Raw genomic sequence first — 23,441 nt, 5'->3', positions numbered from 1 at the left:
AAACCATGAGCATTTCGCAACGTCGTCTTCCGTATTGCAACTTCCTGCTGCGCCTGTCGGTGGTCGCCCTGCTGGGCGCGTCCGCGTCCGCGCAGGCCGCCGAACCCTTGCGCATCGGCGTGCCGGTGGGCCTGTCCGGCGCCAACAGCGTGATCGCGCCGGCCGTGGTGCAGGCCTCGCAGCTGGCCGCCGACGAGATCAACGCCGCCGGCGGCATCCTGGGCCGCCAGGTGGTGCTGGAGATCGCCGACGACGCCTCGTCGGCGGTGGGCGCGCAAAAGGCCTACGACACGCTGGTGTTCCAGAAGAAAGTGGACGCCGTGATCGCCATGGAAACCAGCGCGGCGCGCAACGCCGCGCTGCCCATCATCAACCGGGGCAAGATCCCGTACATCTACAGCTCGTTCTACGAAGGCCGTTCCTGCAACCGCTGGATGCACGTCAACGGCTGGGTGCCGGAGCAGCAGGTCGCGCCCATCGTCGACCACTTCATGAAGGAGCGCGGCGTCAAGACCTTCTTCCTGGTCGGCAGCGACTACTCCTTTGGCCGGGGCATGCTCAAGTTCACCCGCGAGTACATCGAGAAGCAGGGTGGCAAGGTGGTGGGCGAGGAATACCTGCCCATGGACGGCACCGACTGGACGCCCATCGTCTCCAAGATCCGCTCGGCCCAGCCCGGCGCGCTGATCAGCTCCACCGCGGGCGGCAGTCCCAACGTGGGCCTGGCCAAGCAGATCCGCGCGGCCGGACTGTCCATGCCCTATGGCAACCTGGCCATCGACGAAGGCACGGCCAGGACCATGGGCGACACGGCGGCGGGCATGTACATGTCGGCGTCCTACCTGACCAGCATCGACAACGCGCAGAACCACAAATTCCTGGCCGCGCTGAAAGCCAAGTTCGGCGACCAGGCCAAGACCGCCAATGACCTGTCCGAGCCGCAGTACGAGGGGTTCTACCTGTACAAGGCTGCGGTGGAAAAGGCCGGCGGCATGGATGCGCAGAAGATCGTGGCGGCGCTGAGCCAGGTGTCCTTCGACGGTCCGCGCGGGGTGGTGAAGATGGACCGCCAGCGCCATGCCGCGCTGACCATGCGGCTGGGTCAGGTGCAGCAGGACGGGTCCATCAAGATCCTGCAGACCTTCGAGAACGTCGACCCTGGCGCCCAGTGTCCGGATCTTAAGTGAGGTGAGGCCCACCCCCGAAGCGCCACGCGCTCCCCCTCGAAAGGGGACGCCGCCACGGACCGGCGAAGCCGGCTCCGTGCGGCCCCGCCAGGCGTATTGCCGGGGCGCGGCAAACTGTGTTGGATGCGTGCCGCCCGCCAGTCGGGCGGCCGCCGGAGAAGACGATGGGATTGTTGCTGGACATCCTGAGCACCGCGGCCATGCTGTTCATCGTGACCGCCGGGCTGATGATCATTTTCGGGGTGATGAAGATCGTGAACTTCGCCCATGGCGCCATCATCACGCTGGGCAGCTACGCCAGCCTGGTGGTGACGCAGCTGGGGTTGAACCCCTGGCTGGCGCTGCCGGCCGCGCTGGCGGCGGGCGTGGCCACCGGATTGCTGGTCGAGCGGCTGATCGTGCAGCCGCTGTACAAACGGCCGCTGGACGCCATCCTGGCGACCTGGGGCCTGGGCATCGTGATCGGCCAGCTCATCACCATGGCCTTCGGCCGCGAGGTGCAGTTCGTCGATTCGCCGGTGCAGGGCGCGGCGAGCTTGCTGGGCACGGAGTACTCGGCCTACCGGCTGTTCCTGATCCCGGCGGCGTTGCTGCTGTACCTGCTGCTGACGCTGCTGCTGAACCGCACGCGCTTCGGCGTGCGCACGCGCGCCGTCATCATGAACGAGAACCTGGCGCGCGGGCTGGGCATCCAGGCCGAGCGCATCCGCCTGGCGACTTTCGGCCTGGGCGCGGGCCTGGGCGCGCTGGCCGGCGCGCTGATCACGCCGTTGTCCAGCGTCGATCCGAACATGGGCCTGCCCTGGCTGGTCAGCGCCTTCATGCTGGTGATGGTGTCCGGCCATTCGATCGGCGCGCTGCTGCTGACCTGCCTGGTGTACGGCGCCTGCCAGGTGCTGGTGAGCGTGTACCTCAGCCCGATCCTGGGCGGCGTCACGATCGCCGTGCTGGCGGCGCTGACGCTGCGCATCCGTCCGCAGGGCTTTTCCCATGACTGACGCGGTAGTGGCGCGCGCCACGGAGAATTCATGATGACTGACACCTTGTTGGAACGCGAAGCGCCCGCGGGCCGCGCGCGCCGCAACGGCCGCGATCTGGGCGCGCTGGCGGCGCTATGCCTGGCACTGACCGTGGCCGGCCCCTGGCTGTTCGACACCTATCTGCTGAACGTGCTGATCAAGGCGCTGTTCTTCGCCATCGCCGCGGTGACGGTGGACCTGCTGTGGGGCTATACCGGCTACCTGACCTTCGGGCAGTCGGCGTTCTTCGGCGTGGGCGCCTATGCGGCCGGGCTGGCCTTCACGCATTTCGGCTTCTCGCCCGGAGTGGCGGCGCTGGCCGTGCTGGCGGCGGCGCTGGCCTCGGCGGCGCTGGCGCTGGTGACGGGCTGGCTGTCCTTCTACCGGGGCGCCTCGCCGTTCTTCGCCACGGTGATATCGCTGGTGCTGCCCATCGTGCTGACCCAGGTGGCGCTGTCCGGCGGCACCTATACCGGCTCGTCCTCGGGGCTGACCGGCTACGACAGCTTCGACCTGTCGCTGCAGGCCTGGTACGTGGTAGCGGCGGGCGCGCTGTCGGCGGTGGCGCTGCTGGCCTGGACGGTGACGCGCAGCGACGCCGGCCGCATCCTGGCGGCGCTGCGCGACAACGAATCGCGTTGCAGCTACCTGGGGCTGGACACGGCGCGCTGGCGTATCGCGCTGCTGGTCGCGTGCGGCGTGGTGGCGGCGCTGGCGGGCTTCGGCTACGGCGCCTTCAGCGGCGTGGTGGCGCCGGAGCTGACCGGCTTCGTGTTCGGCACCGAGCTGATCATCTGGGTGGCGCTGGGCGGGCGCGGCACGATCTGGGGGCCGGTGCTGGGCGCGATCCTGATCAACCTGGCGGCCTCGTACCTGAGCGGCTACATGCCCTTCGTGTGGCAGTTGCTGCTGGGCGTGACCTTCATCGTGGTCATCCTGCTGCTGCCGCGCGGGCTGCTGCCGCTGCTGCTGGGGCCGAAACGGCGCGCGGCCGCCGCGACCGCGCCGGCGCTGACCGCCAGGCCGCCGGCGCCGGAAGGCGCGGCGGGGTTGAGCCTGCGCGGCGTGGCCAAGCGCTTCGGCAGCCTGCAGGTGCTGGAAGGCATCGACCTGAAGGCCGGCGGCGGCGAGCTGCTTGGACTGATCGGCCCGAACGGCGCGGGCAAGACCACGCTGATGCGCTGCATCGCCGACGGCGCCGAGCGCTCGGCCGGCGAGATCGAGCTGTGCGGCCGGACCATACGGCGCGAGGGGCCGGCGTTCTGCGTGCGCGCCGGGCTGGGCCGCAAGTTCCAGAACGCCAACATCTTCGACAGCATGACGGTGGCGGAAAGCCTGCGCATCGCCTCGGCCATCCGCGAGCGCCCGTCCTGGCTGCGGCGCGCGCCCGAGCTGCGGCTGCCGCCCTACGCGCTGGAAGTGCTGCGCATGACGGAACTGGATCAGTGCCTGGACCGCCCAGCGCGCGACCTGTCGCACGGCCAGCAGCAGGCGCTGGAACTGGCCATGGTGCTGGCGCTGGAGCCGCGCGTGGTGTTGCTGGACGAGCCCACGGCGGGCCTGAGCAAGGCCGAGCGCACCCGCATCGGCGAGGTGCTGTCTTCGCTGTCGCGGCGCTACGGGCTGTGTTGCCTGCTGGTCGAGCACGACCTGGATTTCGTGGCCGAGGTGGCCACGCGCATCGTGGTGCTGCACCAGGGGCGCATCGTGATGGACGGCAGTTTCCAGGAGGTGGTGGAGTCGGCGCTGGTGCGCGCCATCTACGCCGGCAGCGCGCAGGCGGTGGCAGAGGAGGCGCGGCAATGAACATGCAGGCGAATGGACGGGCGAAGGCGGACGGACGCGCCGGCGCGGGCGGGCAGGGCGGCCAGCCCGCCCTGGCCCTGGAGGGCGTGTCCAGCGGCTACAAGTCGGCGCTGGTGCTGCGCGACGTGTCGCTGGCGGTGGAGCCGGGGGCCTGCGTGGCGCTGCTGGGCAAGAACGGCATGGGCAAGAGCACGCTGCTCAAGACGGTGATGGGCTATCTGCCCAAGGCCGGCGGCCGGGTACGGCTGGGCGGCGCGGACGCCACGCGCATGCGGCCGCAGGACGTGGCGCGCCACGGCGTGGCCTATGCCGCGCAGGAACAGGCGCTGTTCCCGGACCTGAGCATCCGCGACAACCTGCGGCTGGGCCTGCCGTCCGACCGGCTGTTCGACGAGCGCTTCGCCGACATGGCGCAGCTGTTTCCGGTGTTCGCCAGCCGGCTGCGCCAGCATGCCGGCACCCTGTCGGGCGGCGAGCAGAAGATGCTGCTGGTGGCTCGCGGGCTGATGCAGCGGCCCGCCTTGCTGCTGCTGGACGAGATCACCGAAGGCCTGCAGCCCTCGGTGATCGACCGGCTGGCCGGCGCGCTGGCCTGGGAGCGCGAGCGGCGCGGCACCAGCATGTTCATCGTCGAGCAGAACGTGGCCTTCGCGCTCAAGGTGGCCGACCGCTACCTGATCCTGAAGCAGGGCGCCATCGTCGACCAGGGCGAGGCTGGCGCGGCCGGGGCCGCAGGCCATATCATTGATCACCTGAAGGTATGAACCCGCAGGCATGAACCCGGATCCCGACGCCATGACGCAGGCCAATGACGGCAACGCGCCGATCCCGAATTCCGCAACGCCGCCGGCCCCGGCCGTGCCCGGCTGGCGCATCGGCGTGCTGTACTCGCGCAGCGGCGTCAGCGGCACCACCGAGTCGCAGCATTTCTTCGGCACGGTGCTGGCCGTGGAAGAGATCAATGCGCTGGGCGGCGTGCTGGGCCGGCCGCTGGAGCCGGTGGTCTACGACCCGCGCAGCGAGAGCGAGGAATACCGCCGGCTGGCCGGCCGGCTGCTGCTGGACGACGAGGTCAACGTGATCTTCGGTGGCTGCACCTCGCATTGCCGCAAGGCCATGCTGCCGGTGGTCGAGCGCAGCAACTCGCTGCTGTGGTACGCCTCGGTCTACGAAGGTTTCGAGTATTCGCCCAACGTCATCTACACGGGCGCCGCGCCCAACCAGGGCAGCATGCAGCTGGCGGCCTACCTGATCCGGCATTGCGGCTCGCGCATCTTCCTGGTGGGCGCCGACTACATCTATCCGCGCGAGACCAACCGCATCATGCGCGACACCGTCGAGCAGCACGGCGGCGAGATCCTCGACGAAACCTATCTGCGGCTGGGCTGCGACCAGGCCGACATCAACGAGGTTGTCGAGGACATCCGCCGCATCCAGCCGGACGTGGTGTTCTCGACGCTGATCGGCTCGGACGCCGAGCGCTTCTACCGCCGCTACCACGAGATGGGCCTGTCGGCCGCGCGCATGCCCATCGCCAGCCTGACCATGACCGAGGCCGAGGTGGCCCAGGTCGGCCCGGCCCTGTGCGCCGGCCACATCACCGCGGCCACGTATTTCAATTCGGTGGACACGCCGGCCAACGCGCATTTCCTGGCGCGCTGGCGGCAGCGCTTCGGCGAGCGCCCGGCCAGCGTCTACGCCGAGGCGTCGTACAGCCAGTTGCACCTGTACGCCCGCGCCTTGCAGCGCGCGGGCAGCCAGGACACGCGCAAGCTGGTGCAGGCGGTGCATCAGGTGGCCTTCGACGCGCCGGGCGGCCCGCTGGCGGTGCTGCCCGAGAACAACCATTGCGCGCTGACGCCGCGCATCGGCGTGTGCCGGCCGGACGGCGGCTTCGACGTAGTGTGGCAGAGCGACGCGGCGGTACGGCCGGACCCGTACATGACGTCGCTGGGGCTAGACGCCTTCTGGCTAGAATAGGTCGCCGACATGGACCATAGCCTACGCCGCCTCTACGAGGACCTGCGCAGCATCGCGGTGGCCGTGGTCTATCCGCCCGGCGAGGACCGCGACCTGCTGGTCGAGCAGCTCAAGCGCATCGGCTGCCGCATCCATCTGCACTGGCCGTTCCCGGACTGTCCGCCGGCGGGCGCCGACGTGGTGTTCTTCCTGGTGTCGCAGTGCGGGCAGAACAGCGCCGCCTGGTCGTCCAGCGAGGCTGACGCGACGTTGATCGCGCTGTCGGACTACGAGACGCCGACCACGCTCAAGCAGCTGCTCAAGACCAACGCCCACGGCGTGCTGACGCGGCCGTTCCGCTCGGCTGGCATCCTCAGCACGCTGGTGCTGGCGCGCTCGGCCAAGCTGTTCCAGAACCGCCAGCAGAACAAGATCGACAAGCTCGAGGGCACCATCAAGGCGCGCCGCGTGATCGAGAAGGCGATCCGCGCGCTGATGGACAACCAGCGGGTGGACGAGCGCGAGGCCTACGAGCACATGCGCTCGCGCGCCACCCGCCTGCGGGTCAGCGTGGCCGAGGTGGCCGCCATGATCGTTGAGGCCAGCGAGGCCATGGAAAAACTCGGCCTGGGCGGCGCGTCGGCGCGCGCACTGGGCACGGCAGAAAAAACCAAGGGAGACCCCATATGAAAGTCCTGATCGCGCGCATGAACCACGAGACCAACACGTTCTCGCCGGTGCCCACGCCGCTGTCCGCCTTCGGCAACGACGGCCCGACCTACGACGCCGCCGCCTACGAAGAGAACAAGGGCAAGCGCACCGCCATGTCCGCCTTCATCGACCTGGCCGAAGCGCACGGCGCCGGGCTTGTCACGCCGGTGTCGGCCACGGCCTACCCCAGCGGGCGGGTGGACGGCGCGGCCTACAGGGAACTATGCGACCGCATCGTCGCCGCCGCGCCCGGCTGCGACGCGCTGCTGCTGGATTTGCATGGCGCCATGGCGGTCGAGACCACCGACGACGGCGAGGGCGACCTGCTGGAACGGCTGCGCCAGGCCGCGCCGGGCGTGCCGGTGGCCGTGGCGCTGGACCTGCACGGCAACGTCACGCAGAAGATGGTGGACAACGCCGACGTCATCATCAGCTTCAAGACCTATCCCCACGTCGACATGTACGAGACCGGCGAGCACGCCGGCCGCATCCTGTTCGACTGGCTGGCGGGCGGGCCGCGCCCGGCGCTGGCCTGGCGCCGCCTGCCGCTGATGACCCATACGCTGCGCAGCGCCACGGCCGAGGGCGCGATGCGCGAGGCGGTGCAGGCCGCGCGCCAGGCCGAGCAGGGCGCGGTGCTGGGCGTGTCGGTGCTGGCCGGCTTCGCGCTGGCCGACATCCCCGCGCCCTGCCTGAGCGTGGTGGCGGTGGGCGCGGGCGAGGCCGGACGCGCGGCCGCCGAGCGCGCCGTTACGGCGCTGGCCGACGCCATCTGGGCCAACCGCGACGGCTTCTACTACCGCAGCGAGCCCCTGGCCGACTCGCTGGCGCGCGCGGCCCGGCTGGCCGAAGGCGCGAACAAGCCGGTGCTGCTGCTGGATCATGGCGACAACTGCATGTCGGGCGGCACCTGCGACACCATGGACGTGCTGATGGCGGCGCTGGACGCCGGGCTTACCGGCATCCAGGCCGGGCTGTATTGCGACCCCGAGGCCGTCGCGGCCATGGCGCGCGCGGGCGTGGGCGCCACGGTGGAGCTGCCGGTGGGCAACAAGCGGCCCATCGACGCCATCGGCCGCGCCGCCGCGCCGGTGACGCTGCGCGGCGTGGTGCGCGCGTTGAGTAACGGCGAATACGTGATCACCGGCCCGACCTACACCGGGCAGACCGCCTGCATGGGCCCCAGCGCGGTGCTGGACCTGGGCGCGGCGCAGCTGGTGCTGACCAGCCGCACGCACGAGCCCTGGGACCTGGGCGTGTTCGAAAGCCTGGGCCTGGACCCGCGCGCCGCGCGCTTCGTCCTGGTCAAGTCGCGCATGTATTGCCGGCCGGTGTTCGTGCCCATCTCCGGCGCGCTGGTCGAGTGCGACAGCCCGGGCGTCACCAGCTCGGACTACGGCCTGTTCGCCTACCAGCGCCGCCAGCGGCCGCTGTATCCGCTGGAGCCGATGGCGCAGCAGGACTATCGCGCCCAGGCTTGAACGGCGGGCCGCTATCCTGTCCAATGGCGGCTTGCGGGCGCGGCGTCCGGCCGCGCCCCGATCGCCATACTGGGAGGAAGGGCCATGGCCACGGTGCGCTTGCTGTCGGACGAGGAAGTCCGCGCGATTCCCGAGGCGTGGGCGGTGTTCGAGGACATCCGCGCCACGCGCAAATCCGATTTCGTCAACAACTTCTGGCGCGCCCTGGCTAGCGATCCGCCGCAGCTGCGGCGGGTCTGGGAACAGCTCAAACAGGTCATGATGGCGGACGGCGAGCTGTCGCCGCTGGTGCGCGAGCTGATCTACATCGCCGTGTCCACGGCCAATGGCTGCGGCTACTGCATCCATTCCCATACGGCGGCGGCCAGGGCCAAGGGCATGACCGACGGCCAGCACGCCGAGCTGCTGGCCGTGATCGGCATGGCGGCCCAGACCAATGCGCTGGTCACGTCCATGCAGGTGCCGGTGGACGAGGCTTTCCTGGTCAAATAGGCGGCGTCATGGCGCTGATCCCGTTGTTTCCGCTATCGCGCGCGCTGTTTCCGGGCGGCGTGCTGCACTTGCGCGTGTTCGAGGTGCGCTACCTGGACATGGTGCGCCGCTGCATCGCCGACGGCACCGGCTTTGGCGTGGTGGCGCTGCTGTCGGGCAACGAGGTCCGCAGCCCCGAGGGCCTGGAGACGCTGGCGCCGGTGGGCACGATGGCGCGCATCGAATCCTGGGACGCGCCGATGCCCGCGCTGCTGGCGCTGCGCTGCGTGGGCGCGGGCCGATTCCGGCTGCATGCCAGCCAGCTGGCAAAATACGGGCTTTGGATGGGCGAGGCCGAGGCCATCGCCGACGACCCGCCGGCCGAGGTGCCGGCGGACCTGCAGGATTGCGCCGACGCGCTGGGCAGGCTGATCGCGGGCTGGCAGCGCGAGGGCGTGCCGGCCGAGCACATGCCGCTGGCGCCGCCGTTCCGGCTGGACGACTGCGGCTGGGTGGCCGACCGCTGGTGCGAGCTGCTGCCGCTACCGGCGGCCGAGCAGGCCCGGCTGCTGGCGCTGCCCGACCCCGTGGCGCGCCTGGCCGCCGTGCGGCAGGCGTTGCGGGACGCGAGCTGAAATTTTTCTTGGATGTTATGGAAATCAGAATTGACGAGGGCCTGCGGGCCTATATCGACCCCTTGACCGAAGACGAGTCCGCCGCGCTGGAACGCAGCCTGCTGGCCGAAGGCTGCCGGGACGCGCTGGTGCTGTGGGGCGACCTGCTGATCGACGGGCACAACCGCTACGCGCTGTGCAGGAAACACAATATTCCGTTCGAGACGCGCCAGAACACCAGCTTCAAGTCCATCGAGGACGTGTATCTCTGGATGATCGAGAACCACCTGGGCCGGCGCAGCGTGTCGGACTTCCAGCGCGGCGTGCTGGCGCTGCGCAAGCGCGAGATCCTGCAATCGCGCAGCACGCCGCCCTGGGACGAGGGCGCGCGGGCGGAAGGCGATGAGTCCGTGCCGACCGCCGCGAGCCATGCCGGCGGTGACGCCGAGGGTGACGGCGCGGGTCCCAAGCCCGTCGTGATGTCCCAGGCCCAGGGCCGCGCCGAGCTGTCGCGCCAGGCGCTGGCGCGCGCGGCGCGCATCAGCAGCAGCACGCTGGGCCAGATCGAGAAGATCCAGAAGGAAGCCGCGCCGGAACTGGTGCGGGCCGTCAAGGCCGGCGAGATATCCATCAACGCGGCCGCCGCCGTGGCCTCGCTGCCGCAGGAACGCCAGGCGGCAGCCGCCACGGCCGGACGCAAGGAACTGCGCGAGGCCGCCCGCGAAGCCCGCCAGGCCAAGGCCCCGCCGCCACGCGAGGCCCCGCCCGAGGTGCCGGTGGAAGAGATCGAGGACCTGCCCGCCGAAGTCACGCGCCTGCGCGCGGTGCTGGCGCGGGTGACCGAGGAACGCGATCAGTTGAAGAAGAAGGTGGCGAACCTGACGGTGGCGCTGTCCGAGGCGCGCAAGGCGGGTGGTGGGGATGATTGAGCGGGGTGGGATTTCAGGGGGAGCCCCGGGGGCAGGGGTGTATTGACCCAGCAGGACCTGCTCAGGTTATGCAGGGTCAATACAGAGCTGTCGGACCTACCCCAGCCGCCCCTCCGGCAAGATCGAACGTGGAAGGAAAAAGCCTCGCCAGGGGCGAGGCTAGTGAACCGGAATGTCGATGGCAGCGGGCAAGGGTCAGCCCATCGGTCGGCGGTATCCGCGTACGGACCTCGTTAGCCGATCACGCCCAAAAACTCGCCCACCACCCGATAGCGATGTTCGTCATCGTCCTTGCTGAGTTCAATGGGATTCAGTGCGGGATTGGTAGATCGCGGTTTCAATAGGATCTTCTGATTCTCAGAGCCGTCTTCGGTGCGCACCTTGAAGCTCTGATATTCCTTGACCGTGAATCGCGAACCGGCGTCGCCGTCCTGCGTATCGGCGCATTCCACCAGCACGATTTTTCCATTGCGGCTGCCGCCCGGGTTCAAGCGAAACAGGCAGATGGCGCCGTCGGGGATGACCATGTTCATGGATTCGCCGACTACATGGCAAGCAAAAATATTCTTTCCCACGGGCATGTCCTCGGGGACCGCCACCCAGTTTTCATGTTCGACGTGCTGGAGCTCGCTGAAGCCGCCTGCCGCCGCTCGCAGGTCATAGAGAGGGACTGCGTTGACGTAAGGTTCCAAAGGCTTGCCAGGCGTCGGGAACGCGATGACGTTAGATCTGTAGCTCTTCACATGTCGCTTCAGATAGCGCCTCAAACTGTCGTCGCACGCATAGAGAAACGTACCGCGTATGCCGCGCAGCATGATGGTCCGGTAGATATTAAGTATGAACTTCTTGAGTTCATTCGGATCTTCGATGGTCTGCTTTCCGTTCCGGTCATGGTAGTTGTGCCGGTCAATGACGATTTGGTCGAGTTTTTCGTCATAGCGGATTTCGCGGCCGAATATTACACCGGTGTAGTTCAGGTCATAGCCTTGGGTGGTATGAATGCAGCCCACCTCGTCCTCGGCGCCTTCCGTGTTGATCCAATCCGCGCTCGTGCTGTTCCACCGCAGTCGAACGTCACCGATTTCGATGTCATGCAGTTCGGGGGATTTCTTGGAAATCCAGGGCCAGGCGTAACCGGCGACCAGTCGCGTTAAACCAATGCTGGCGTTTCTCTGCTGTATCTCCCTTATCATGTCGGGGAGTTCATCAAACACAAGAAACTCGTACTTGCCAGAACTGAACTTCTGGTTAGCCGAAAGCCGCATATGCAGTAGATCATCGACGAACCGCACGTAGTGCTGCCCGCCGCGGGCTCGGAACTGGGACGTCAGTGTTATGACCGTGCTGTCCGCCGAAGACTTGATCTTCTCGAAGTCGGATGCGTTGGCATCGGATGGTTTGATGCTCTGGTCCGGGTCGTAGAAGAAGACAGCCTTATCCGATTGGCGCGTGACCCAGTCCACCTCGCTGCACGTATTCTTGTCCATTCCAAGAGCCGCACAAGCTGTGTCGAAGCTTCTGTAATAGGCTCCCAGGTTGACGCGCTTGCGCAGTCGGTGTGACTCATCGACCAAGACGATGTCGTAGCGCTGCTTCGTCAGCTCGGATGGGCTGATGACCATATCGGGACGCAGGCCTGCCACGTTCTTGAACGCGTTCTTTAGCGTAGTCCTGAAGGAGTTCATAGGTACTACCAAGGCCATGCGCGGGTTTGGAATCGATTGCTTTATCTGTTGCAGCAGCTCCCGGACTTGCTTTTCTTCGTCGGAAAAATCGCGCAGATCCAGTTCTTCAAGGTCGGAATGAACGAGCTTGAAAAGGAATGTCGCCAATACTGACTTTCCGGTTCCGGCGCCTCCTTGGACCACGACATGTTTCAACCCGGGGTCGACCAGCGACCGCATTATCTCGATCAGGCCTTGTCGTTGATCCGCCGACAGAGATTTGTACGGCGAGTATTTGAAAACATCGGAATTGTCGATGGCCTCGATTGATCTTTGGGCGATTCCGTGCTCGCGCAGTCTATCCCAGGTCTCGCGGAATATCCTGGAATAGAGTTCATTCCGCTGATAGTAGTTGTGGTCGCTCAGGCCGAGGTTGCCGTTCAAAATGCTGAAACGGCCGTCGGCAGACATGTACTTTATGAGGGAGGACTCTATATCGAGCGTCGCCGACTTGTTGAAGCGTTCACTGCTGACGAGGTGTACCGTCGTCAACGATTTCTTCTGAGGGTGTTTGAGATGCGTACTCAGACGGGTCAGCGTGTCTGTTGTCTCGCCGATATAGGCGTAACGTGTCGTTCCATCGCTGAGGATATAGACGAGCGGCCAATTGCCCGCTGCGTATGAGTTGGTCTCGATGTCGGTCAGTGTTTCTGTGGAGAACCGGTAGCGGTTCACTTCGACGAGGTGCGGCTGGGTCATAGCTCGTTGTATTTTTTCGCGGTTCCCTTTGCCTTGTGGACGGGGTATTTCTGTTTGTTCTTTTCGATCTTTTCCAGGACGATTTTCTTTACGTCGAAGTTGTACGCGTCGGACAGCAGCAACGCATAAGCCAAGACATCGGCAAGCTCTTCTTTCACCTTTTCGCGATCGGCGGCTTCCGGGGGCTTCCATAGGAAGACCTCCAGCAGCTCGCTGGCCTCGATGCTGAGGGCCAGCGCCAGGTCTTTAGGGTTATGGAACTGCTGCCAGTTTCGTTCGTCGCGGAATTGGCGCAACCGCTGAATGACTTCTTCCATTTCTTGTCTTTGCGGACGTGGGATTGTTGGAATGCATGATAGACGGCTTGGCGTTCAGTTGCACTTATGGCGAGTCATTTGTTGGAATGCCCCATATGAGAACGCTTGCCCGTCTATCGAATCGCGCCCTTGAGGGTTATTGGCGTCGGGGCGACGCGATGCCTGGGGCGGACGTGGGCTGGCCGCCGGGACTTCGCCATTGGACGGGCGCGGCATTCATCTATCGATTCGGAAAATCCCTGGGGTACAGGGGCAAGGCAAAGAGCCAAACTCGATGCTTGTAAGCAACGGTGATTTTTAGAGATGGTGCTCGAGGCCGGAATCGAACCGGCACGCCTTGCATGCGGGGGATTTTGGATCCTATATCAACAGTCCTTCGCCGAACAGGCTGTTCAACCATGCCGAGTAACAGCTGTTCCCCGACCATCCCCGGCATCTCACCCGCAACGGATCGCCGTCATCACATCCTTGTCATCGACGATCAGGTTCAACCGGGTGTCGTTGTATTCCATCGTGACCAGCTGGCCGGGACGCAGCATGCGGGCGGTCTGGCTGCCGCTGCGTGAGCGCAGGTCTTCCAGCACGGCGGGGGTGGCTTTCTTGCCGATCTCGGATTGCAGGGCGCTGGCGTCGCAGGTCTTGCCGGACGGGCCGCTGGCCATCGGGCTGTAGCTGGATCCTGACGAAGTCCCGCTGCTGGCGGCGGGCGCGCTGGAGCTGGTATCCGAGGACGGGCTGGACGGGGAGCGGGGCGCGCCGGTGTTGGCGCAGGCGCTCAGAGTGGCGGCCAGCAGGACGGGAATCAGCTTGCGGATCATAGAGGGCTCCTTGCTACTACATGAACTACGCGAAAATGCCGCGCGGACCGGGATGCATGTCGGGTCCGCGCGAGAAAACATGATAGACCAGACAGAGACGGGCCGCCTCAATGGAAGTTCCGGCTCTGCGTGCTCAGTCCGCCCAGCAGATCGGACATATCCACCAGCCGCTGCGCGATCAGGTGGCGCACGCCGTCCACGTTCTGCCAGGCGCCATAGACGCCCAGCAGGCTGGAGCCGAGCAGCTCGCGGCGCTGGCGCTCGATCAGCTCGGTGCGCACCACCACGTTGACCGGGCCGGTCTCGTCCTCCAGCGTCACGAAGATCACGCCCTTGGCGGTCTGCGGCCGTTGCCGCACGGTGACGATGCCGCAGGCGCGCGCCACGCGCCGGTGCGGATAGGTGTTGAGCACGGCGGCGGGCTGGAAGTTGCGCGCGGCCAGTTGCGGGCGCAGCAGGGCCACCGGATGGCTGCGCAGGGTCAGCCCGACGCTGCGGTAGTCGGCGGCCACCGATTGGCCTTCGTCCGGCGCGCTTAGCGCCGGGGCCTGGACGTCATGGATGGCGGCGTGCCTGAGCAGGTCGCGGCTGCTGGCGCTGGCGGCGGCTTCCCAGCTGGCCTGGCGGCGGTGGCCGGCCAGTGTGCGCAGCGCGTCGCCGGCGGCCAGCGCGTTCAGTTCGTGGCGCGTGAGCGCGGCGCGGCGCGCCAGGTCGCCGGTGTCGGCATAGGGCGCCTGCGCGCGCGCGGCCTCGATGCGTCGGGCGGCTTCCTCGCGCAGGCCCTGAACCAGGCTCAGGCCCAGGCGCACGGCGGGGCGCGGCTCGCCGGCGGGCGGCGCGTGGGGATGGGCCCGGCGCGGGGTGGCGAGAGCCTCGGGCGGCGGCGTTTCCAGCGCCGAGTCCCAGCCGCTGTGCACCACGTCGGGCGGCAGCACGCGCACGCCGTGGCGGCGGGCGTCCTGCACCAGCTGAGCCGGCGCGTAGAAGCCCATGGGCTGGGAATTGAGCAGGGCGGCCAGGAAGGCCTCGGGCTCGTGGCGCTTGAGCCAGGAGCTGGCGTAGGCCAGCAGCGCGAAGCTGGCGGCGTGGCTTTCGGGAAAGCCGTATTCGCCGAAGCCCTCGATCTGGCGGAACAGCGCTTCGGCGAAGTCCAGCGTGTAGCCGTGGGCCAGCAGGCCGCCGACTAGCTTGACGCGGTATTTGTCGACGCCGCCCTTGCGCTTCCAGGCGGCCATGGAGCGGCGCAACTGGTCGGCGTCGCCGGGCGTGAAGCCGGCCGCCACCACGGCGATCTGCATGACCTGTTCCTGGAAGATCGGCACGCCCATGGTGCGCGAGAGCACGTCGCGCACCTTTTCGCTGGGATAGGTTTCGTCTTCCTTGCCCTGGCGTCGGCGCAGGTAGGGATGCACCATGCCGCCCTGGATCGGCCCCGGCCGCACGATGGCCACCTGTACCACCAGGTCGTAATACTTGCGCGGCCGCAGCCGGGGCAGCATGCTCATCTGCGCGCGCGACTCGATCTGGAACACGCCGATGGTGTCGGCGTCGCAGATCATGTCGTAGGTCGGATCGTCGCCTGGCGGGATGTCCTGCAGCCGCAGCGGCGCGCCGCGACGCTGGCCGGCCAGCTCCAGCGTGCGGCGCAGCGCCGACAGCATGCCCAGCGCCAGCACGTCGACCTTCAGCAGCTTGAGCGCGTCCAGGTCGTCCTTGTCCCACTGCACCACGCTGCGGTCGGGCATGGCGGCGTTCTCGATCGGCACCAGGCGCGAGAGCTTGCCGCGCGAGATCACGAAGCCGCCCGGGTGCTGCGACAGGTGGCGCGGAAAGCCCATCAGCGTCTGCGCCAGCCAGGCCCATTGCCGCGCCACGCGCGAGTCCGGGTCCAGCCCGCAGGCGCCCAGCGTGCGCAGCATTTCCTTCTTGCCGTCCCACCACTGGTGCGCGCGCGCCACCGCGTCGATCACGCCGTTGTCCACGCCAAGCGCGCGGCCGGTGTCGCGCAGCACGCTGCGCGGTCGATAAGAGATGACCACCGCGGTCAGCGCGGCGCGGTCGCGGCCATACTTGTCGTAGATGTACTGGATCACTTCCTCGCGGCGCTGGTGCTCGAAGTCCACGTCGATGTCGGGCGGTTCGTTGCGCTCCTTGCTGATGAAGCGCTCGAACAGCGCGTGGCCGCGTATCGGGTCGACCTCGGTGATGCCCAGGCAGTAGCAGACGGCCGAGTTGGCGGCCGAGCCCCGGCCCTGGCACAGGATGCCCTGGCCGCGCGCGAACTGGACGATGTCGTAGACGGTCAGGAAATACGCCTCGTATTGCAGGTCGCGGATCAGGCCCAGCTCTTTCTCGATCTGCGTGGCGATCGCCTCGGGCACGCCCTGCGGGAAGCGGCGCGCGGCGCCGGCCTGCGTCTCCTGGCGCAGGTAGGTGGCGGGCGTGTGGCCCGGCGGCACGATCTCGTCCGGATACTCGTAGCGCAGCTCGTCCAGCGAGAAGCCGCAGCGCCGCGCCACCGCCAGCGTCTGCGCCAGCGCCTCGGGCGGGTACAGGCTGGCCAGCCGCATGCGCGTGCGCAGGTGGCGCTCGGCGTTGCCGGCCAGCGCGTAGCCGCAGCGCGACACCGGCTGGTGGCTGCGGATGCCGGCCAGCGTGTCGTGCAGCGGCTGGCGCGAGCGCAGGTGCATCTGGACCTGGCCCAGCGCCACCAGCGGCAGCCCGGCTTCCCGCGCGGCCGCCACGGTGGCGTCGCGGTGCAGATCCTCGCGGGAACGGTGCAGCAGGGTCAGCCCGACCCAGGCGCGGCGCGGGAACACGCGCGCCAGCCAGCGCGCCTGCTCGGCGACGCGGGCGGCGTCGGCGCCGTACTCGGGCGTCAGGATGGCCAGGCATTCGGGCAGGCCGCGCAGGTGCGCGCAGCCGGGCGGCGGATCGGTGAAGTCCTCGGGCGCCAGCCGGTACTCGCCCTTGGGCGCGCGCGAGCGCGCCAGCGTGATCAGCTCGGACAGGTTGCCGTAGCCCTCGCGCGTCTGCGCCAGCAGGGTCAGGCCCAGCGGCGCCGCGTCGGGCGCGGCGCGCAGCTGGAAGCAGGCGCCGATGAGCAGCGGCAGGTTGAGCTTCTTTGCCTCCATGTGCGCGCGCACCACGCCGGCCAGGCTGCACTCGTCGGTGATGGCCAGGGCTGCATAGCCCAGCTCGGCGGCGCGGGCGGCCAGCTCTTCCGGATGCGAGGCGCCTTGCAGGAACGAGAAATTGCTCTGGCAGTGCAGCTCGGCGTAGCCGGGCAGCAGGGCCAGGAGTTCCGGGGCGTCGGCGGGATCGTCGGTCGGGCGCATGGGACGGATGCAGGGGGCAGAACGGCGGGCCGGCGTCAGGCGTACAGCCCGTGCAGGAACCAGCGCGCGTGCTCGGCGTCGCGCTCGCGGTAGATCCAGTAGCGCGCGGCGGCTTCGTCCTCGGCGACGAAGTAGTCGCGCACGGTCAGCTGCGGATCCCACCAGCCGCTCTCGATGCGCTCGGGACCGCGCATCAGCCGCAGCGCCTGGCCCCGATACTGCGGGCGGTCGCCGGCCAGGCGCAGCGGCTGCGGCGGATCCAGCAGCCAGAAGGGACGGTCCAGCAGCGCCGGCAGCGGCTCGGCGCCGGCGGGCGCTTGCAGCGCGTCGCCCCAGGCATTGGCGGCCTCGGGCCTGTGATCGGCCTGGGGCCGGGCGCGGCGCACGCGTTCGCGGCCCAGCCGTGCGCTGAGCAGGTCCAGCAGCCGCGCCTGGTCCTCGGCGGTGCCGCCGGGTTCGGGAAACAGCGTGGCGCTGGCGGCGGGCTGGGCCACGGTCTCGGGCGCCAACAGGGCCACGGCGATGACCGGGTCGGTCAGCGTCATGCGGCCCAGCTTCTCGCGCAGCAGGCCGAGGATCTGCGCCGGCTGCCAGGCTGGTTGCGACAGCGCCAGTTCCAGCTCGGTGGGCGGGCGCGCGCGGCGGCCGCGCTCGTGCTCCAGGCTGAGCGTGATCTTGCGCACCGCCAGCTGGCTCGCGGCCAGCCAGCCGCCCAGCTGTTCGGCCAGCCGGCGGGCCACGGCCAGCACCGCGTCGGTGTGCTCCAGGTATTCCATCAGCTCGATGCGGCGGGCGAAGCGCGCCGGCGGCTCGATCCAGCGCTGCGGCTCGGGCGCCAGACCATAGGCGGCGTCCAGCGCCGCCAGCAGTTCGGGCGCGCTGCGCCGCTGCAGGCCGGCGCGCGGCAGGGCGCGCAGGTCGCCCAGCGTGGCGCAGCCGATGTCCTGCAGCCAGTCCAGGCGCGGCCGCGCCGGGGGCAGCAGGGCCAGCGGCAGCGCGTCGAGCCTGCGAACGAGCGTGGGCAGCGTCAGCACCCGCCGGCAGGCGCGCCGTTCCCGGCGCTGCGCCAGCAGCCAGGCGCCGGCGGCGGTGGGCGCCATGCCCAGCGATACCCGCAAGTCCAGCGCCCGCAACGTGGCGGCGACCCGGCGCGCCAGCGCGCGCGGGCCACGGAAGAATTGCAGGCTGGCGCCCACGCCCAGCAGCACGGTGGCCTCGTCGGCCAGCGCGACCTCGGGCGTGTATTGCAGCAGGGCCAGCGCCGCGCCCTGCAGCGCGTCGGCCTCGGCCTGCGGACTGCGCGGCAGCAGCTCGACCTGGGGCGCGATGGCGGCGGCGCCGGCGCGCCGCATGTCCAGCCGCACGCCCGCAAGGCGCGCGGCCGGGGTCAGGGCGATCACGCGCTCCTGCTCCAGCACGGCGTACGCCTGGGCGTCGTCAGGCCAGTGCGGGCGTATGGCGTCCAGCGGCAGGCAGCGCAGGCAGGCGGCGATCCAGAGGCGCATGGCGGGCGGGTGTTTCGAAGGCGCCGGGCTCCAGGCCCACGTGCAGCGGCGTATCGCAGGCAGGCCCCCGGCGCTTGAGGATATGGACGGACAGTCCGCCCGGCGCGGGCGCCAGCGCCAGCCGCAAGGGGGCGGGCGTGGCGTGGGCGGCGGCGGCGGACGGACGCAGGGCGACGAACAGCAGGTCGCTGGCCTGGGCCGCCAGATGCAGCCGGCGCAGCGATTCGGGGCGGACCTGGGGCAGCCAGCAGAGCAGGGCGCCGCAGCTGCCGTTCCTGAGGATCTGCTCGGCGGCCCAGAGCGCGTCCGCCGGTTTTTCAGGGCAGACCCAGAGCAACTGCCGGGGATCCAGCCGCCAGCTCATCCAGCTGACGATATTGGGCGCGTGCGGCGGCTGCACCAGCGCGATCGGACGCCGTGTCTCCAGCTGGGACAGGGCCGGGCGCAGCAGGCGGATCTCGCCCACGCCGGGATGCGGAGACAGCAGTTCGACCAGGCTGCCCATCGGCCAGCCGCCATCCGGCAGCTCGGCCGACAGCGCCGCATGTCCGGTCGGCAGGCAGCGCGCCGCCCCGCGCGCCAGCTGGGTGGCGCGCCACAAGGCGGGATGGATGCGTTCGGGGGACTGCATGGCGGGGTGGCCGAGGGGCGCGGCGGGTTGCTGTTTATTACTGTATAAATATACAGCATATGGCGTCGGTCAGACGTAACCTGATGCGATTGAATCTGGATGGCCGATTGCCTATGATCCCTAGGAATCCGACGAGTAACAGACCATGCGACCATCCCTAGTGCTCGATTTGAAGCGAAGCGCGGTACGCGAGGCGGCAAGCCGCTACCGCACCGAGAACGTGCGCGTCTTCGGCTCGGCGTTGTACGGCACCGACCAGGAAGGCAGCGATCTGGATTTACTGGTCGACGCGTTGCCCGGCGCCACGCTGTTTGACCTGGGCGGCCTGCAGGATGAGCTGGAGATGTTGCTCGGCATCCACGTCGATCTGCTGACACCGGCGGATTTGCCTGCGGCATTCCGCGAACAGGTGCTTGCGGAAGCGCGGCCGGTATGAGCGTGAATCGCCTGTCCGACTACCTGGACCATATCCGCCAGGCTGCGGTCGACGCCCGTAGTTTCGTACAGGGAATGACCAAGAGCGATTTCCTTGCGGACAGACGCACCCAGCAAGCCGTCATCATGAGCCTGGTCATCATTGGCGAGGCGGCCACGAAAATCATGGACCGTCACGCCGATTTCGTCCTGGCCCAGCCGGATGTGCCTTGGCGCAGCATGCGTGGGATGCGCAACCGTATCGCGCACGGTTATTTCGATATCAATCTGGATGTAGTCTGGGAAACCGTGCGGACGGCGTTGCCGGCGCTGCTGGCAGACTTGCCGGGACCGGACGAACTTTCCTGACGCGCCTCTATCCGACCCTCCTGAGCTGCTCGATCGCCGCCGGATTCTCCAGCGTGGAAATGTCCTGCGTGATCGGATCGTCGTTGGCGATCGCGCGCAGCAGGCGGCGCATGATCTTGCCGGAGCGCGTCTTGGGCAGGCTGCCGGCGTAGCGGATCTCCCTGGGCTTGGCGATGGGTCCGATCTCGCGCGCGATCCAGGCGCGCAGCTCGGCGGAGATCCGCGCGGCGGCCGCGTCGTCGGGCGGGCCGCCCTTGGGCACGACGAAGGCGACGATGGCCTCGCCGGTCAGCGCGTCGTGGCGGCCGACCACGGCGGCCTCGGCCACTTCCGGGTGCGCGACCAGCGCCGACTCGACCGCCATGGTGCCCAGGCGGTGCCCGGATACGTTCAGCACGTCGTCGATCCGGCCCGTGATCGTGTAGTAGCCGGTGGCCGGGTCGCGCAGGGCGCCGTCGCCGGCCAGGTAGGTCTTGCCGCCCAGCTCGGCTGGGAAATAAGTCTGCAGGAAACGCGCGTCGTCGCCCCAGAGGGTGCGCAGCATGGCGGGCCAGGGGCGCGTGAACACCAGCGAGCCGCCTTGCCCGTCCGGCGTTTCGCGGCCGGTCTCGTCGACGATGCGCGCGCCGATGCCGGGCAGGGGCAGCGTGCAGGATCCGGGCGCGAGCGGGGTGGCGCCGGGCAGCGGAGCGATCAGCGGGCCGCCGGTCTCGGTCTGCCACCAGGTGTCGACGACCGCGCAGCGGCCCTTGCCGACTTCCTCGTGATACCAGCGCCAGACCGTCGGGTTGATGGGCTCGCCGGCCGTGCCGAGCACGCGCAAGGTGTCCAGCCCGTAGTGCCGGGGATGCGCGTGCGGATGTTCGTGCGCGCCCTTGATCAGCGCGCGGATCGCGGTCGGCGCGGTGTAGAAGATGGACACCCGGTGCCGGTCGATCATGCGCCAGAAGCGGCCCGGATCGGGGTGCGTGGGCAGGCCTTCATAGACGAGCTGGGTCGTGCCGCAGAGCAGCGGGGCGTAGGCGACGTAGGTGTGGCCGGTGATCCAGCCGATGTCGGCGGTGCACCAGAATACGTCGTCGGGCTTCAGGTCGAAGGTCCAGCGCAAGGTCTGCGCGGCCCACAGCAGATAGCCGGCCGTGGCGTGCTGCACGCCCTTGGGCTTGCCGGTGGAGCCGGAGGTGTAGAGCACGAACAGCGGATGCTCCGCGTCCACCCAGTCGGGCTCGCAGTGTTCGGGCTGGGCGCCGGCGGCTTCGTGCAGCCAGGCGTCGCGCGCCGCGTCCCAGTCGATCCTGGCGCCGGTGCGGCGGTACACGAACACGCGGCGCACGCCGTCGCAGCCGCCCATGGCCAGCGCTTCGTCGGCGATGCGCTTGAGCGGCAGCGTCTTGCTGCCGCGCACCTGCTCGTCCGCGGTGATCAGCAGGCGGGCGCCGATGTCGACGATGCGTTCGTTCAGCGACTTGGCCGAGAAGCCGCCGAAGACCACCGAGTGGATCGCGCCGATCCGGTTGCAGGCCTGCATGGCGACGATGGCCTCGACCGACATGGGCAGGTAGATCGCCACCCGGTCGCCGCGCTGGATGCCGCAGGCCTTCATGGCGTTGGCCAGTTGGCAGACGCGCGCCAGCAGGGCGCGGTAGCTGATCGGTGTCACCGCGCCGTCGTCGGCTTCGAAGACAATGGCGGTGCGCTCGCCCAGCCCGCTGGCGACGTGCCGGTCCAGGCAATTGAAGGACGCATTGAGCCGGCCGTCGCCGAACCAGCGGTAAAAGGGCGCATGAGAATCGTCCAGCACCTGGGTGAACGGCTTGCGCCAAGCCAGCGTCTCGCGCGCCAGGCGCGCCCAGAATCCCGCGTTGTCCCGTTCGGCCTCGTCGACCAGCGCCCGGTAGGCGTCCATGCCGGCGACGTTGGCGGCGGCCGCGACACGGGGTGCTGGCGCGATCAGTTCCTGCGCGGCTCCGGCGGGCGAGGCCGGGGCTGCATCGGGGCCGCTGTCGCGGGCGGTGGCGTGCTTCATGTCCGATCTCCTGGTGTCTGCGTCCGGGCGTCTGGCCGCCCGGCGTCGTTGCGTGAGGGGTCAGCCGGCGGCCAGCAGTTGTCCGGCCGCGTCCAGCAGCAGGTCGCAATGCTCGGTCGAAAACGGCAGGGGCGGACGGATCTTCAGCACATTGCCGGCGGCGGCGCAGGTGCTGACCAGGATGCGGCGCTGGCGCAGGCCGTTCACCAGGCGCAGCGCCTCGCGCGTGTCGGGCGCGCCCGCCTGATCGACGATCTCGACGCCCAGGTACAGGCCCGCGCCGCGCACGTCGCCAATGCGCGCGTCGGCGCGTTGCAGGCGTTCGAAGCCGTCCTTCAAATACTGGCCGACCTGGGCGGAACGCTCGATCAGCCGCTCGTCGCGGAGCACGTCCAGCACCGCCGAGGCGGCGGCGCAGCAGACCGTGTTGCCGCCGAAGGTGTTGAAGTAGCCCGAGCGCTCGGAGAACGAGGCCATCAGCTCGGGCCGCGCGACCACGGCCGCTATCGGCATGCCGTTGCCCATGGGCTTGCCCATCACCACCAGGTCGGGCGTGATGCCGTGGCGACTGAAGCCCCACATGCCGGCGCCGGTGCGGCCGAAGCCTGGCTGCACCTCGTCGGCGATGTAGACGCCGCCATGGCGCCGCACGGTCTCGGCCGCCGCGCGCAGGAAGCCGGGCGGGTCGGCGTACAGCCCGTCGCTGGAAAAGATCGAATCGAAGATCGCGCCGGCGAAGCGGATGCCGTGCCGGCGCAGGTCGGCGATGGCCTGCTCGATGCCGGCGGCGAAGGCCAGGGATACGTCCTCGCCGCTTCGACCCGGCGGGGGCGCGGGCACCGTGCGCACATGGACGCCCAGCGGCACGCCGGGGCCGAAGGCGGGCGTGATCTCGGCCACGGCGGTGGAATGGCCGTGATAGGCGAAGCGCGTCACGATGAAGCCGGCGCCGCCCGTGTGATAGCGCGCCATGCGCAGGGCCAGGTCCACGCTTTCGGTGCCGCTGCTGGTGAAGAGCAGGTTGGACAGGGCCTCGGGAAAGGTCGCCAGCAGCCTTTCGGCATAGGCGTAGACCACCTCGGACAGGTAGCGCGTGTGCGTGTTCAACTGCGCGGCCTGGCGCGCCACGGCGTCGACGACGCGCGGATGGCAGTGTCCGATCGAGGGCACGTTGTTGTAGGCGTCCAGGTAGGCGCGGCCTTCATGGTCGTACAGCCAGACGCCCTCGGCGCGCGTGATGTGGACCGGATCTTCATAGAACAGCGGCACCGCGGCGCCGAAGATCCGCTGGCGGCGTTCGATCAGGCCTCGGATGGTCGGGTCGGCGACGGCCGCCGAGGCGGGGTCGTAGGTGTTCAGCGCGAGCATGCTGTCAGCGGACATGCCAGGTCTCCACAATGAGGGAAAGCAGCGGGGAAGAAGA

Annotated in this window: 20 protein-coding genes; 12 read left to right on the top strand and 8 right to left on the bottom strand. The window is 68.7% G+C overall.

Annotated elements, in window-relative coordinates; all coding sequences use genetic code 11:
* Positions 1-5 precede the first annotated feature (5 nt).
* The 10 genes from C2U31_RS21835 (at position 6) to C2U31_RS21790 (ending at position 10,177) form a co-directional block, all read left to right on the top strand.
* Entirely contained in the window at positions 6-1,187 is a 1,182-nt protein-coding gene (locus tag C2U31_RS21835) for a substrate-binding protein (protein ID WP_103274697.1), read from the top strand.
* A 164-nt stretch (positions 1,188-1,351) separates the two neighbouring features.
* A complete protein-coding gene (locus C2U31_RS21830) occupies positions 1,352-2,185 on the top strand; it encodes a branched-chain amino acid ABC transporter permease (RefSeq protein WP_103274696.1) in 834 nt (277 codons plus the stop codon).
* 33 nt (positions 2,186-2,218) lie between these two features.
* Positions 2,219-4,012, top strand: coding sequence for an ATP-binding cassette domain-containing protein (locus tag C2U31_RS21825; protein ID WP_103276510.1), 1,794 nt, complete (start codon positions 2,219-2,221; stop codon positions 4,010-4,012).
* Positions 4,013-4,014: 2 nt separating this feature from the next.
* A complete protein-coding gene (locus C2U31_RS21820; protein WP_103276509.1) occupies positions 4,015-4,776 on the top strand; it encodes an ABC transporter ATP-binding protein in 762 nt (253 codons plus the stop codon).
* Between the two features lie 10 nt (positions 4,777-4,786).
* On the top strand, positions 4,787-5,992 hold the full coding sequence (locus C2U31_RS21815) for a transporter substrate-binding domain-containing protein (protein ID WP_233772455.1): 1,206 nt from the start codon (positions 4,787-4,789) through the stop codon (positions 5,990-5,992).
* A gap of 9 nt (positions 5,993-6,001) precedes the next feature.
* Positions 6,002-6,661, top strand: coding sequence for an ANTAR domain-containing response regulator (locus C2U31_RS21810; RefSeq protein ID WP_103274695.1), 660 nt, complete (start codon positions 6,002-6,004; stop codon positions 6,659-6,661).
* A complete protein-coding gene (locus C2U31_RS21805; RefSeq protein ID WP_103274694.1) occupies positions 6,658-8,163 on the top strand; it encodes a M81 family metallopeptidase in 1,506 nt (501 codons plus the stop codon). The genes C2U31_RS21810 and C2U31_RS21805 overlap by 4 nt, the downstream gene beginning before the upstream one ends.
* Before the next feature lie 84 nt (positions 8,164-8,247).
* Positions 8,248-8,655, top strand: a complete 408-nt coding sequence (locus C2U31_RS21800) for a carboxymuconolactone decarboxylase family protein (protein WP_103274693.1) — start codon at positions 8,248-8,250, stop codon at positions 8,653-8,655.
* Positions 8,656-8,663: 8 nt separating this feature from the next.
* The gene (locus C2U31_RS21795) at positions 8,664-9,269 is read left to right on the top strand and encodes an LON peptidase substrate-binding domain-containing protein (RefSeq protein WP_103274692.1); all 606 of its coding nucleotides are present in this window, start codon (positions 8,664-8,666) and stop codon (positions 9,267-9,269) included.
* Positions 9,270-9,286: 17 nt separating this feature from the next.
* Positions 9,287-10,177 (top strand): hypothetical protein, encoded by an 891-nt coding sequence (locus C2U31_RS21790; RefSeq protein WP_103274691.1) that lies wholly within the window; start codon positions 9,287-9,289, stop codon positions 10,175-10,177.
* A gap of 233 nt (positions 10,178-10,410) precedes the next feature.
* Here the strand turns inward: C2U31_RS21790 and C2U31_RS21785 are convergent, their stop codons facing one another.
* The 6 genes from C2U31_RS21785 to imuA all read right to left on the bottom strand — a co-directional run bounded on the left by C2U31_RS21785 (position 10,411) and on the right by imuA (position 19,209).
* Positions 10,411-12,600 carry a DNA/RNA helicase domain-containing protein gene (locus C2U31_RS21785; RefSeq protein ID WP_103274690.1) on the bottom strand — a complete coding sequence of 730 codons (2,190 nt, stop codon included), beginning with the start codon at positions 12,598-12,600 and terminating at the stop codon, positions 10,411-10,413.
* Entirely contained in the window at positions 12,597-12,917 is a 321-nt protein-coding gene (locus tag C2U31_RS21780) for a nucleotide pyrophosphohydrolase (protein ID WP_103274689.1), read from the bottom strand. Before C2U31_RS21780 ends, C2U31_RS21785 begins: the two co-directional genes overlap by 4 nt.
* A 437-nt stretch (positions 12,918-13,354) precedes the next feature.
* Positions 13,355-13,735: an I78 family peptidase inhibitor gene (locus C2U31_RS21775; protein WP_103274688.1), complete on the bottom strand. Its 381-nt coding sequence runs from the start codon at positions 13,733-13,735 to the stop codon at positions 13,355-13,357.
* Between the two features lie 107 nt (positions 13,736-13,842).
* A complete protein-coding gene (locus C2U31_RS21770; RefSeq protein WP_103274687.1) occupies positions 13,843-17,073 on the bottom strand; it encodes an error-prone DNA polymerase in 3,231 nt (1,076 codons plus the stop codon).
* A gap of 35 nt (positions 17,074-17,108) precedes the next feature.
* Positions 17,109-18,578 carry a DNA polymerase Y family protein gene (locus C2U31_RS21765; RefSeq protein WP_103274686.1) on the bottom strand — a complete coding sequence of 490 codons (1,470 nt, stop codon included), beginning with the start codon at positions 18,576-18,578 and terminating at the stop codon, positions 17,109-17,111.
* Complete coding sequence (gene imuA, locus C2U31_RS21760; protein ID WP_103274685.1) at positions 18,511-19,209, bottom strand: translesion DNA synthesis-associated protein ImuA; 699 nt, start codon at positions 19,207-19,209, stop codon at positions 18,511-18,513. The genes C2U31_RS21765 and imuA overlap by 68 nt, the downstream gene beginning before the upstream one ends.
* Positions 19,210-19,354: 145 nt before the next feature.
* Here imuA and C2U31_RS21755 point away from each other — a divergent pair, with 145 nt between their 5' ends.
* Positions 19,355-19,645, top strand: a complete 291-nt coding sequence (locus C2U31_RS21755; RefSeq protein ID WP_103274684.1) for a nucleotidyltransferase family protein — start codon at positions 19,355-19,357, stop codon at positions 19,643-19,645.
* A complete protein-coding gene (locus tag C2U31_RS21750) occupies positions 19,642-19,992 on the top strand; it encodes a DUF86 domain-containing protein (protein WP_103274683.1) in 351 nt (116 codons plus the stop codon). The genes C2U31_RS21755 and C2U31_RS21750 overlap by 4 nt, the downstream gene beginning before the upstream one ends.
* A gap of 7 nt (positions 19,993-19,999) precedes the next feature.
* Here C2U31_RS21750 and acs read toward each other — a convergent pair whose 3' ends face one another.
* Positions 20,000-21,898 (bottom strand): acetate--CoA ligase, encoded by a 1,899-nt coding sequence (gene acs / locus C2U31_RS21745; RefSeq protein ID WP_233772902.1) that lies wholly within the window; start codon positions 21,896-21,898, stop codon positions 20,000-20,002.
* A 180-nt stretch (positions 21,899-22,078) separates the two neighbouring features.
* The gene (locus C2U31_RS21740; RefSeq protein ID WP_199770868.1) at positions 22,079-23,401 is read right to left on the bottom strand and encodes an aspartate aminotransferase family protein; all 1,323 of its coding nucleotides are present in this window, start codon (positions 23,399-23,401) and stop codon (positions 22,079-22,081) included.
* Positions 23,402-23,441 lie beyond the last annotated feature (40 nt).

It is taken from the genome of Achromobacter sp. AONIH1, from assembly GCF_002902905.1.
Taxonomy (GTDB): domain Bacteria; phylum Pseudomonadota; class Gammaproteobacteria; order Burkholderiales; family Burkholderiaceae_B; genus Achromobacter.
This window is presented reverse-complemented; position numbering and strand designations above follow the sequence as displayed.

Coding starts and splice junctions, on each gene's coding strand:
- C2U31_RS21835 (WP_103274697.1), top strand. CDS start 6: ATGAGCATTTCGCAACGTCGTCTTCCGTATTGCAACTTCCTGCTGCGC.
- C2U31_RS21830 (WP_103274696.1), top strand. CDS start 1,352: ATGGGATTGTTGCTGGACATCCTGAGCACCGCGGCCATGCTGTTCATC.
- C2U31_RS21825 (WP_103276510.1), top strand. CDS start 2,219: ATGACTGACACCTTGTTGGAACGCGAAGCGCCCGCGGGCCGCGCGCGC.
- C2U31_RS21820 (WP_103276509.1), top strand. CDS start 4,015: ATGCAGGCGAATGGACGGGCGAAGGCGGACGGACGCGCCGGCGCGGGC.
- C2U31_RS21815 (WP_233772455.1), top strand. CDS start 4,787: ATGAACCCGGATCCCGACGCCATGACGCAGGCCAATGACGGCAACGCG.
- C2U31_RS21810 (WP_103274695.1), top strand. CDS start 6,002: ATGGACCATAGCCTACGCCGCCTCTACGAGGACCTGCGCAGCATCGCG.
- C2U31_RS21805 (WP_103274694.1), top strand. CDS start 6,658: ATGAAAGTCCTGATCGCGCGCATGAACCACGAGACCAACACGTTCTCG.
- C2U31_RS21800 (WP_103274693.1), top strand. CDS start 8,248: ATGGCCACGGTGCGCTTGCTGTCGGACGAGGAAGTCCGCGCGATTCCC.
- C2U31_RS21795 (WP_103274692.1), top strand. CDS start 8,664: ATGGCGCTGATCCCGTTGTTTCCGCTATCGCGCGCGCTGTTTCCGGGC.
- C2U31_RS21790 (WP_103274691.1), top strand. CDS start 9,287: ATGGAAATCAGAATTGACGAGGGCCTGCGGGCCTATATCGACCCCTTG.
- C2U31_RS21785 (WP_103274690.1), bottom strand. CDS start 12,600: ATGACCCAGCCGCACCTCGTCGAAGTGAACCGCTACCGGTTCTCCACA.
- C2U31_RS21780 (WP_103274689.1), bottom strand. CDS start 12,917: ATGGAAGAAGTCATTCAGCGGTTGCGCCAATTCCGCGACGAACGAAAC.
- C2U31_RS21775 (WP_103274688.1), bottom strand. CDS start 13,735: ATGATCCGCAAGCTGATTCCCGTCCTGCTGGCCGCCACTCTGAGCGCC.
- C2U31_RS21770 (WP_103274687.1), bottom strand. CDS start 17,073: ATGCGCCCGACCGACGATCCCGCCGACGCCCCGGAACTCCTGGCCCTG.
- C2U31_RS21765 (WP_103274686.1), bottom strand. CDS start 18,578: ATGCGCCTCTGGATCGCCGCCTGCCTGCGCTGCCTGCCGCTGGACGCC.
- imuA (WP_103274685.1), bottom strand. CDS start 19,209: ATGCAGTCCCCCGAACGCATCCATCCCGCCTTGTGGCGCGCCACCCAG.
- C2U31_RS21755 (WP_103274684.1), top strand. CDS start 19,355: ATGCGACCATCCCTAGTGCTCGATTTGAAGCGAAGCGCGGTACGCGAG.
- C2U31_RS21750 (WP_103274683.1), top strand. CDS start 19,642: ATGAGCGTGAATCGCCTGTCCGACTACCTGGACCATATCCGCCAGGCT.
- acs (WP_233772902.1), bottom strand. CDS start 21,898: ATGGACGCCTACCGGGCGCTGGTCGACGAGGCCGAACGGGACAACGCG.
- C2U31_RS21740 (WP_199770868.1), bottom strand. CDS start 23,401: ATGTCCGCTGACAGCATGCTCGCGCTGAACACCTACGACCCCGCCTCG.